We start from the raw sequence: 578 nt of genomic DNA, 5'->3' as shown, positions 1-578 counted from the left end.
GGGTCTGCCGTTGCCCACGCTGCTGGTCACCGCCACCGCGGCGACGGTGACCCGCTGGCGCGAGCTGCGCGGCCAGCCCACCCCGCCACCGCTGCTGGCGCTCGAAACACACGGCCGCGCAGACGGTTTGGTTGACGGCCCGGGCGCACACACCATCGACACCAGCGACACCGTCGGGCTGCTCAGCTCCATCTACCCGGTGAGGCTGGACTCGACCGACCCGCGCAGGGTGGGGGAGCAGCTGGCTTCCATCCCCGGCGACGGACTCGACTACGGGTTGCTGCGCTACCTGCGGGCCGACACCGCCGAGCGGCTCGCCGGCTTCCGGCCCCCGCAACTGCTGCTGAATTACCTCGGCGCCGCCCACGCCGACGGCGGCACGGGGCTGCGGCTCGAACGCGAGCTGCTCGCCGGCGCGTCGCCGGTGCCGGAGCCGGAGCTGGCCGTGCGTCATGAGCTCACCATCGCGGCGATGGTGCTGACCTTTGACGGGGAGCGGGTGCTGGCCGCGCAGCTCGCGCCAGCGGGTCACCGTCGCCGCGGTGGCGGTGACCAGCAGCGTGGGCAACGGCAGACCC

Annotated in this window: 1 pseudogene; it reads left to right on the top strand. The window is 73.9% G+C overall.

Annotation, left to right across the window (positions count from 1 at the left end):
• Nucleotides 1-578, top strand: a pseudogene (locus tag A5646_RS11600) (hypothetical protein); the annotation flags it as partial.

This window comes from Mycobacterium sp. 1245499.0, assembly GCF_001673615.1.
In the GTDB taxonomy this organism is placed as follows: Bacteria; Actinomycetota; Actinomycetes; order Mycobacteriales; family Mycobacteriaceae; genus Mycobacterium; species Mycobacterium europaeum_A.
Note: the sequence above shows the minus strand (reverse complement) of the source record. Positions and strands in the feature narration are given on the sequence as shown.